The following is an 8,138-nucleotide window of genomic DNA, read 5'->3' as shown; positions in this document are numbered from 1 at the left end:
AATCCTAAATTATGCAAGTATTTTTTGTCAAAGCGAATCATTCGATAAATTCCGGTTTGCAAAATAAATCAACAGAAAAATCATGGAGGCAGGTATGAAAAGCAAAATCATATATTGCATCAATTTTATTTGGACAAGCTTCGTTGCGTTTTCGTTTCCGATATGCTTTGGTTTGATTTATCTCAACATAACTGGTCATGCAAAAGGCTATAGCTATGATTTAGGATCAGAGAAAGATGTTTCTATCATGTTGGGCTGTGTGGAACTTCTCATTTGGCTTGCCCTTGCACTGCCCTCAAATATCTATACCTTTCGGAAAACACTGCGTAAAGGCAAAGCGTATTTGCTGATACCGATCGCATGGTACATAGTCCTTGCTGTAATTTGCCTGATGATCACATTCGGTGGGTGGTCAGAATACGCAAAAGAAGTATTTCATGTCAGAAAAATTGAATTAAATGGAAACGAGGACACTGATATTGTCTTTTACAATGGAACTGAATATCTTTCCGGACTTTTTTATTGTGCAGATGATGACAGGAGGATCATTGGACGTATAGATCATGGTGCTAGAGTCTATACGGTTGGTTCAGATACATCGCCGCAGTATCTTCTAATTGTAGGCAGAGATAATAGTGGCACCTTTATTGCAGAAGGTGCTTCTGTTCCAACAAGTGGAAAAATCACCAAAATACTGATCGATCCCGGAATTCGCAGCGATAATTCACAGTATCTTTCATCTGCTGATGAGATCGCTGTGATTGATGAAATAACAAATCTATCAGGCGAATTCCAGACATTTCGTGTGGATAATTATTACACAAATGGCAATGCCTTTTACTATGTATACAATAACAGTAATGTGTCATGCAATGAAAATTATGGTGGCTATATTGCTTTTACCGAGGGGAAATGGATATATGCTCCACCTGAAAACAGACCTGTATGGACAGGCGAATGCAATGGTGTAACGATAGAAGCCCTTGTTATTGATGATGAGGAGATCATTGAAAAAATGTGCAGGACTGACATGGTGAAATATATAGATTATCAAAAGTGATTATAGGGTATCCATTTGCGGCATCTGTGCAAAACGCAACAAAACAACACATATTCTATATGCAACCTGACGAAAGCAAAAAGAAGATTTCTAAATCACTTGACTTTTGCATAGAAATGTGGTATAATTCATATCAAACAGATAGGTAATATAGAAGTTACCGGAAAGGGAGTCATATCATGAAAGTTTATCAGAAGATCACAGATCTGATCGGCGGAACACCGCTGCTGGAACTGACAAATCTGGAGGCAAAGGACGAACTGCCGGCAAAGATCTACGGCAAGCTGGAATATTTCAATCCGGCTGGCAGCGTCAAGGACAGAATCGCCAAGGGCATGATCGATGATGCAGAGGCAAAGGGTCTGCTGAAGCCGGGCAGTGTCATCATTGAACCCACCAGCGGCAATACCGGAATTGGTCTGGCTTCCATTGCGGCAGCCAGAGGCTATCGTCTGATTATTGCAATGCCGGAAACCATGAGCGTTGAACGCCGCAACCTGATGAAAGCATACGGTGCAGAACTGGTGCTGACAGAGGGTGCCAAGGGCATGAGCGGTGCGATCGCCAAGGCAAAGGAACTGGCAGCGGAGATCCCCAACAGCTTCATTCCGTCGCAGTTCACCAATCCGGCAAATCCGGACGTGCATGAAAAGACCACCGGCGTGGAGATCTGGGACGACACAGACGGTACAGTAGACATTTTCGTTGCCGGCGTAGGCACTGGCGGTACGGTTACCGGCGTGGGCAGATACCTGAAGTCCAAGAATCCCAACGTCAAGGTCGTTGCAGTAGAACCGAAGGGTTCTCCGGTGCTGTCCGAGGGCACAGCTGGTCCGCATAAGATTCAGGGTATCGGTGCCGGATTTGTGCCGGATACACTGGATACCAGCGTGTATGATGAAGTCATTGCCGTAGAAAACGAAGATGCGTTCGAAATCGGTAGAGCCATTGCCAGAAGCGAGGGCGTGCTGGTAGGCATTTCCTCCGGTGCAGCTGTCTGGGCAGCAATTCAGCTGGCAAAGCGTCCGGAAAACAAGGGCAAGACCATTGTGGCACTGCTGCCGGATACCGGTGAAAGATACCTGTCCACACCGATGTTTTCTTAAGAAGTTCCTATGAGCGAAACAAAACCAAACACACCAGCAGAGATCCTGTATCATTTTATAGAGGGACAGCTGGAACTGGAGCCGGAGCACTATCCGTACACCGTCGCACAGATAACGGCTCTGGAAACAAAGGTGAAAGCCAACACGCCGCTGACCGATGCAGAATCGGAAACACTGCGGGAAGTGCTTCAGACCTACATGGAACTGTACGAGTACAGCGAAGCCGAGCAGGAAAAAGTGCTTTCTCTGCTTTCACGCTAACAGAATACAAATAATACAAATAACAGCCGCAGGGAAACCGGATTTCCGTTCTCTGCGGCTGTTGTTTTATTTATGTTGAAATGCCGGCAGAAACTGTTGGAAAAACGCCTCCGGTGTCATCAGCACACTGGAAGTGTCCGAACAGGGCGAAAAGCACAGCAGCTTTGATTGCCGCAATGTGTTGTCCGCCTGTATCCGGCAGAGGTGCTCTTGGTCGAACAGCAGTCCCATAGGGGAAAGGGTGTGGGGCTGGCAGTGCAAAATTTCACAGATCTGCTGTAATTCTGCCGGCTCTGCGGGAGCATAGGATTCCGGCGGGGAAACTGTTTTCGCGTCTGTACCCAGCATCAGCAGGAAGCCGCCTGTGGTGCTGACGAAAACTCTGCACACCGGAAAAACCGGCTCCAGCTTAGATTTTTTCAGACTCTGTATCCACTGTGTCCGGTCACGATAGGCGGGGTGACAGAAGCGGGTAAAGGGAATGTCCTGCCGCATCAGATAGGAGTAGAGCAACAGTGCATCTGCATTCATGGCAAATCCGCCTCCTTTTCCGCGGGACAGACGACGTTCCGATAATAACGGGTGAAGTGCTTCGGCGTAATGCCCGTGAATTCCTTGAATTCCCGTTGAAAATGAGCCTGATCGGCATAATTCAGCAGGTCAATAAAACTGGAAACCGAATCGGCAGAATGCTCCATCATGCGGTTGAGAGCATATTGAAACCGTGCAATGCGGGCGTACATCTTCGGGGAATAGCCCATGGCATCGGAAAACATGCGGGTGAGGTGGCGTTCGGAATAACAGATTTCTTTGGCAATGTCCCCGACTTCCACATTGCCGTTGGCGTGACTGGTAAGGTATAAGACTTGCTGCACTGTTTCCTCAACTATATATTGTTCCGGCGAGAATCGGAGCAGATATTCCTGGAACAGCCGTGCCCGTTCCCAGAGGGTGTCCGTTTCAAAAATCTGTTCCAGCAGCAGTGCGGTATCTGCCGGAATCTGCGGAACAAAGGTTTCCGTGTTGGTGATCTCTTTCAGACAGACCTCGTGATTGGGAAAAAACATGCCCGGTTTCAGGCGTACTCCGAAATAGTCTGCATGCGGATACACGATAAGGGACTTTCTGCAAAACGGAGAACCGATCAGTTCCATTTTGTTCTGCTGGTTGTGGCGGATAAAGACGATGTCCACACAGCCGTCCGGAATGCAGCACATGAACAGGTTCTCGTTGGTGCGGTCGATGATCTTGTGGGTGGAGAATTGATAATATCGTGCAGCAAAAGGCGTTTTTTGAACTGCCTCCTGATAGTGCTTGACATCAAATGAGAAAAAAGGCTGCCGGATCATAAAGTCAGAATAGCTTTGATACAGATTTTTCATAGGAATTCTCCTCTCGGTGTACCAGCGATTGTAACAATTAAAACTAGGGGGTGTTGACACTATAATGATATGCGAATTTTGTGAGGTGATTTTTCTCCGTTCTAGGCAAAAATTCGCAGGCCTGCTTTCGCACGGCAAGGATTTTTAACGACGAACGGGGAAAAATCACCCCAAAAGACACGTGTCAGGCTTAGTGTCAACACACCCTAGAGATAACTGTCGAAGTCAGCTAAGCTACAATGTACTGGGGCAATCCCGCCTGTCAGCTTTGCACATAATCGGCCGGTGCATCTTACGCACAAACTTTGTGCGGTGTTGCCTTAAGATATTCTTATTATAAAAACCGTGGCGTTATTTGTCAATCCTGCACGGCGGATTTCTGCTTTTTGTTTTTGAATTTGCAGTTTCACTTTATTATATTAGGTATTGCGCGCTGAATTTTGGTTAGCTTGTGATAACCAAGATTGTTATTTTAAGTTTTAGCGTGTCCGTTTTTTTCAATAAAACCAGCCGGCATGGGTGTATACTAAGTACAGAAACAAGGGAAACGCAAAGCGAAAGCCACAGCGGCAGAAACGCATTTGCGGTTCCGGAGGAACAGAAAACGAAGCTGCAAAGGTGCATCTGATTCGGAAGATGTGCCTTTTTCTCGTTTCTGCCCAGTGCTTCTATAGAAAGACAATTGAGGAGGTCTTCGTTATGCGTATTAGTGAGCATCCGATTATCGAAAGCTATCACAAAGGGAAGCAGATCACGTTTACTTTCGACGGAAAGGAACTGACTGGTTATGAGGGCGATTCCATTGCTGCAGCGTTAAAGGCAGCCGGCGTCATGGTACACCGCTACACAGCGAAGCAGCACAAGCCCAGAGGCATTTTTTGTGCCATTGGCAGATGTACCGACTGTGTCATGATCGTCAACGGCGTTCCCAATGTGCGGACTTGTGTCACTCCTCTGGAGGAGGGCATGCAGATCCAGACGCAATACGGCGTAGAGCCAAAGAAGGAGGACTGACAATATGAAACGGCATGAATTGATCGTCATCGGTGCAGGACCTGCGGGTCTGAGTGCAGCGATCGAAGCAAAGAAAAACGGCATGGATGTTATCGTGTTCGATGAAAACCAACGCCCCGGCGGACAGCTGTTCAAACAGATCCACAAGTTCTTCGGTTCCAAGGAGCATCATGCTAAGACCCGTGGATTTATCATTGGTCAGCAGCTTCTGAAAGAAGCAGAGGATCTGGGCGTTCGGGTAGAACTGGACTCCACCGTAATGGGTATCTACGAAAATAAGGAAGTCACCGTAAAGCAGAACGGTGAAGTCCATCATTATAAAGGCGATGCGATCATCATCGCCACCGGTGCTGCCGAAAATATGATTCCGTTCAAGGGCTGGAACATTCCGGGTGTTATCGGTGCCGGTGCGGCACAGACCATGATGAACATTCAGGGTGTGCAGCCGGGCAGCAAGATCCTCATGGTCGGCTCCGGCAACGTGGGACTGGTCGTCAGCTTCCAGCTGCTGCAAGCCGGCTGTGAAGTGGCAGCCATTATCGATGCGGCTCCCAGAGTCGGCGGCTATGGTGTCCATGCGGCAAAGTTGGCAAGAACCGGCGTACCGTTTTACCTTTCCCACACCGTTGTGGAGGCAAAGGGCACGGACCGTGTTACCGGTGCGGTGATCGCACAGGTGGACGAGCACTTCCAGCCCATTCCGGGAACAGAAAAAGAACTGGACGTGGATACCATTTGTATTGCCGTTGGTCTGACACCAATGTCCCAGCTGGCAAGCAATGCCACCTGTGATATGGAACTGATTCCCCAGAAGGGTGGTCATGTGGCACTGCTGAGCGAATACGGCGAAACTTCCGTAGAAGGCATCTATTGTGCCGGTGACGTTGCCGGTATCGAGGAAGCAAGTTCCGCAATGATTCAGGGCCGAAGCGTGGCTTCTCACGTCAGCATGAAAGCCGGCTACCTTACTGAAGACGAGTTCGAGAGCAAGTATCAGGGCTATCAGGAGGCTCTGGGACAGCTGCGGCAGGGCATGTTTGCCCCGAAGAATAAGGGCAGAAACGACTTCACGGAAACTGATGAGGGCTATCCGATCTCCAAGACGCTGCTGGCACACGGTTATATGACTGAGGAGGAACTTTCCAAGTTTCCGGCGGCTTCTTACCAGAAAGCCGGTATCCACCCTGTGATCGAGTGTACCCAGAATATTCCGTGTAACCCGTGCCAGGACGCATGTCATTTCGGCTGCATCAAGGTGGGCGAGAATATCACACGGCTGCCGGCAATCGATGAGGAAAAGAAGTGCACTGGCTGTGGCTTGTGTGTGGCTTCCTGCTCCGGTCAGGCAATCTTCTTGGTGGACGAAACCTATGAAGAAGGCTTTGCTTCCGTGACATTCCCCTATGAGTTCCTGCCTATGCCGAAAATCGGCGATAAGGGCAAGGCTCTGGATCGTCAGGGCAAGCCGGTCTGCGATGCAGAGATCGTTGGCATCAAAAAGACACCGATCATGGACAAGACCGCAGTGGTCACGATGAAGGTGCCGCTGGAATATGTGCACGCTGCAAGATTCTATCGGGCAGAGGTTTGACGAAAGGAAGGTGCAGGATAATGCGTAAAATGATTCGGGTTGCCAATCCGGAACCCTTTGTAGAACGGGAAGACGATGACATGATCATCTGCCGGTGTGAGGAGATCACCAAGGGCGAGATTCGTCGGGCAGTGTATGACGGTATGCGTACCACCAATGAAGTGAAGCGGTATCTGCGTTCCGGCATGGGGCTGTGTCAGGGGCAGACCTGCCAGCGGCTGGTGCAGGGCATTATCGCTTCGGAACTGAAAGTGCGGCCGTCCGAGCTGGGCATGATTCAGGGCAGAGCACCGGTTCGTCCCGTAGAGATTCGGACGTTCAGCAAAAACGTGACAGATGTAAAGGAGGACTAAGCCATGCTGGAAAAACGAGAAGCAGATGTGATCATCATTGGCGGCGGCATCATGGGCTGTGCAACAGCCTACCGGCTGGCAAAGCGGGGTGTCGATGTTCTGGTACTGGAAAAGAAAGAGATCGGCAACGGCGGTTCCTGCCGAAACGCCGGCGGTGTCCGCCAGTCTGCACGTGATCCGAAAGAATTACCGCTGGCAATGTACGCGGTACAGAACATCTGGCCGCAGCTGAGCGAGGAACTGGGCGTTGATGTAGAATATCATCAGGGCGGCAACCTGCGTCTGGGCCTGACGGACAAGGACATCAAGGTGCTGGAAAACCACACCGCCAAGAGCACCAAGCTGGGGCTGGAAGTGGAAATGATCAGCGGCGACGAAGCACGAAAGCTTTGTCCGTACATGTCCGAAGAAGTAGTTGCCGCAAGCTGGTGTCCCTCTGACGGACACGCCAACCCGCTGAAAGCCACACTGGGCTTTTACCGCAAGGCATTGCAGCTGGGCGTGACATTCGTCACCGGTGTCAAGGTCATGGCTCTGGAAAAGGTCAAAGGTCGGATCCGCAAGGTCATCACAGACGATGGTGTCTATGAAGCTGACCAGATCCTGCTCTGTGCCGGCTATGAATCCCGCCGTATCGCCAATACCGTAGGCATTGATGCTCCGGTAGAACGACAGTTCAATGAAGTACTGGTCACCGAGGCACAGCCGAAGATGTTCGATATTATGCTGGGCGTTGCAGGCGGCGAGTTCTACGGGCACCAGTCGGAACACGGTTCCTTTGTGCTGGGCGGCAACAGCGGCTTGCAGGCGTTTACTTCCAACAATGACAATTTCGTCACCAACAGCCTGACCGCTCCCTGTATCTCCCGCGGTATCATCAAGTATTTCCCGATCCTGGAAAATGTCAAGGTGGTTCGTACATGGTCCGGCTGGTATGACCAGTGCATTGATGTGCTGCCGGTGATCGACAACATCAAGGAAGTGCCGGGTCTGACTGTGGCGTTCGGTTTCAGCGGGCATGGCTTTGGTATCAGTCCGGCGGTTTCCATTGCCGTCAGTGAACTGATGCTGGACGGCAAGTCCACCACCATTGACATCAGCCAGCTGACCTATGACCGTTTCCACGCAAAGGGTTAACAAGGGCAACCCCGCACAAAGCCCGCCTGACGGCTTTGTACGCAATCTGCTTGCAGATTTTCCGTCATATTGCCCAGAAATCCCTTGCCATACATCAAGTATGCCTGCGGAATTTCTAGGCAATCTGCCGAAAAAATCTGACTACGCATCTTACGCACAAGCTTTGTGCGGTGTTGCCCAAGAGAAACACAAAAACGAAAAATCACATTGCAAGGACAAAGGCGTCTATACTAC

9 protein-coding genes are annotated in these 8,138 nt (G+C 49.8%); 7 read left to right on the top strand and 2 right to left on the bottom strand.

Features of this window, described 5'->3' with window-relative positions:
• The first annotated feature begins 94 nt into the window (after positions 1-94).
• From DXB92_RS11310 to DXB92_RS11300, 3 genes are all read left to right on the top strand, one after another.
• On the top strand, positions 95-1,060 hold the full coding sequence (locus DXB92_RS11310; protein WP_117733927.1) for a hypothetical protein: 966 nt from the start codon (positions 95-97) through the stop codon (positions 1,058-1,060).
• 179 nt (positions 1,061-1,239) lie between these two features.
• Positions 1,240-2,166 (top strand): cysteine synthase A, encoded by a 927-nt coding sequence (gene cysK, locus DXB92_RS11305; protein ID WP_117733926.1) that lies wholly within the window; start codon positions 1,240-1,242, stop codon positions 2,164-2,166.
• Between the two features lie 9 nt (positions 2,167-2,175).
• Positions 2,176-2,427: a hypothetical protein gene (locus tag DXB92_RS11300; protein WP_117733925.1), complete on the top strand. Its 252-nt coding sequence runs from the start codon at positions 2,176-2,178 to the stop codon at positions 2,425-2,427.
• A gap of 66 nt (positions 2,428-2,493) precedes the next feature.
• Here DXB92_RS11300 and DXB92_RS11295 read toward each other — a convergent pair whose 3' ends face one another.
• Together DXB92_RS11295 and DXB92_RS11290 are read right to left on the bottom strand one after the other, a co-directional pair.
• Complete coding sequence (locus DXB92_RS11295; protein WP_117733924.1) at positions 2,494-2,958, bottom strand: hypothetical protein; 465 nt, start codon at positions 2,956-2,958, stop codon at positions 2,494-2,496.
• Positions 2,955-3,809, bottom strand: coding sequence for a helix-turn-helix domain-containing protein (locus tag DXB92_RS11290; RefSeq protein WP_117733923.1), 855 nt, complete (start codon positions 3,807-3,809; stop codon positions 2,955-2,957). The genes DXB92_RS11295 and DXB92_RS11290 overlap by 4 nt, the downstream gene beginning before the upstream one ends.
• A gap of 699 nt (positions 3,810-4,508) precedes the next feature.
• On the opposite strand from DXB92_RS11290, the gene DXB92_RS11285 reads away from it, so the two are divergent.
• Genes DXB92_RS11285 through DXB92_RS11270 form a run of 4 tightly spaced genes read left to right on the top strand, consistent with a single transcriptional unit; the run spans position 4,509 to position 7,904 of the window.
• Entirely contained in the window at positions 4,509-4,823 is a 315-nt protein-coding gene (locus DXB92_RS11285; protein ID WP_117733922.1) for a (2Fe-2S)-binding protein, read from the top strand.
• 4 nt (positions 4,824-4,827) lie between these two features.
• The gene (locus DXB92_RS11280) at positions 4,828-6,414 is read left to right on the top strand and encodes an FAD-dependent oxidoreductase (RefSeq protein ID WP_021683390.1); all 1,587 of its coding nucleotides are present in this window, start codon (positions 4,828-4,830) and stop codon (positions 6,412-6,414) included.
• Between the two features lie 20 nt (positions 6,415-6,434).
• Complete coding sequence (locus DXB92_RS11275) at positions 6,435-6,767, top strand: (2Fe-2S)-binding protein (RefSeq protein WP_021683391.1); 333 nt, start codon at positions 6,435-6,437, stop codon at positions 6,765-6,767.
• 3 nt (positions 6,768-6,770) lie between these two features.
• A complete protein-coding gene (locus DXB92_RS11270) occupies positions 6,771-7,904 on the top strand; it encodes an FAD-binding oxidoreductase (protein ID WP_021683392.1) in 1,134 nt (377 codons plus the stop codon).
• The last annotated feature ends 234 nt before the right edge of the window (positions 7,905-8,138 follow it).

Source organism: Ruminococcus sp. OM06-36AC, from assembly GCF_003438725.1.
Classification (GTDB): Bacteria; Bacillota; Clostridia; order Oscillospirales; family Ruminococcaceae; genus Ruminococcus_C; species Ruminococcus_C callidus.
The sequence above is the reverse complement of the archived record's forward strand: the minus strand, read 5'-3'. Positions and strand labels throughout refer to the sequence as shown.

What these genes read in the sequence shown, in the direction of transcription:
- DXB92_RS11310 (WP_117733927.1), top strand. Translation starts at nt 95, where the DNA reads ATGAAAAGCAAAATCATATATTGCATCAATTTTATTTGGACAAGCTTC.
- cysK (WP_117733926.1), top strand. Translation starts at nt 1,240, where the DNA reads ATGAAAGTTTATCAGAAGATCACAGATCTGATCGGCGGAACACCGCTG.
- DXB92_RS11300 (WP_117733925.1), top strand. Translation starts at nt 2,176, where the DNA reads ATGAGCGAAACAAAACCAAACACACCAGCAGAGATCCTGTATCATTTT.
- DXB92_RS11295 (WP_117733924.1), bottom strand. Translation starts at nt 2,958, where the DNA reads ATGAATGCAGATGCACTGTTGCTCTACTCCTATCTGATGCGGCAGGAC.
- DXB92_RS11290 (WP_117733923.1), bottom strand. Translation starts at nt 3,809, where the DNA reads ATGAAAAATCTGTATCAAAGCTATTCTGACTTTATGATCCGGCAGCCT.
- DXB92_RS11285 (WP_117733922.1), top strand. Translation starts at nt 4,509, where the DNA reads ATGCGTATTAGTGAGCATCCGATTATCGAAAGCTATCACAAAGGGAAG.
- DXB92_RS11280 (WP_021683390.1), top strand. Translation starts at nt 4,828, where the DNA reads ATGAAACGGCATGAATTGATCGTCATCGGTGCAGGACCTGCGGGTCTG.
- DXB92_RS11275 (WP_021683391.1), top strand. Translation starts at nt 6,435, where the DNA reads ATGCGTAAAATGATTCGGGTTGCCAATCCGGAACCCTTTGTAGAACGG.
- DXB92_RS11270 (WP_021683392.1), top strand. Translation starts at nt 6,771, where the DNA reads ATGCTGGAAAAACGAGAAGCAGATGTGATCATCATTGGCGGCGGCATC.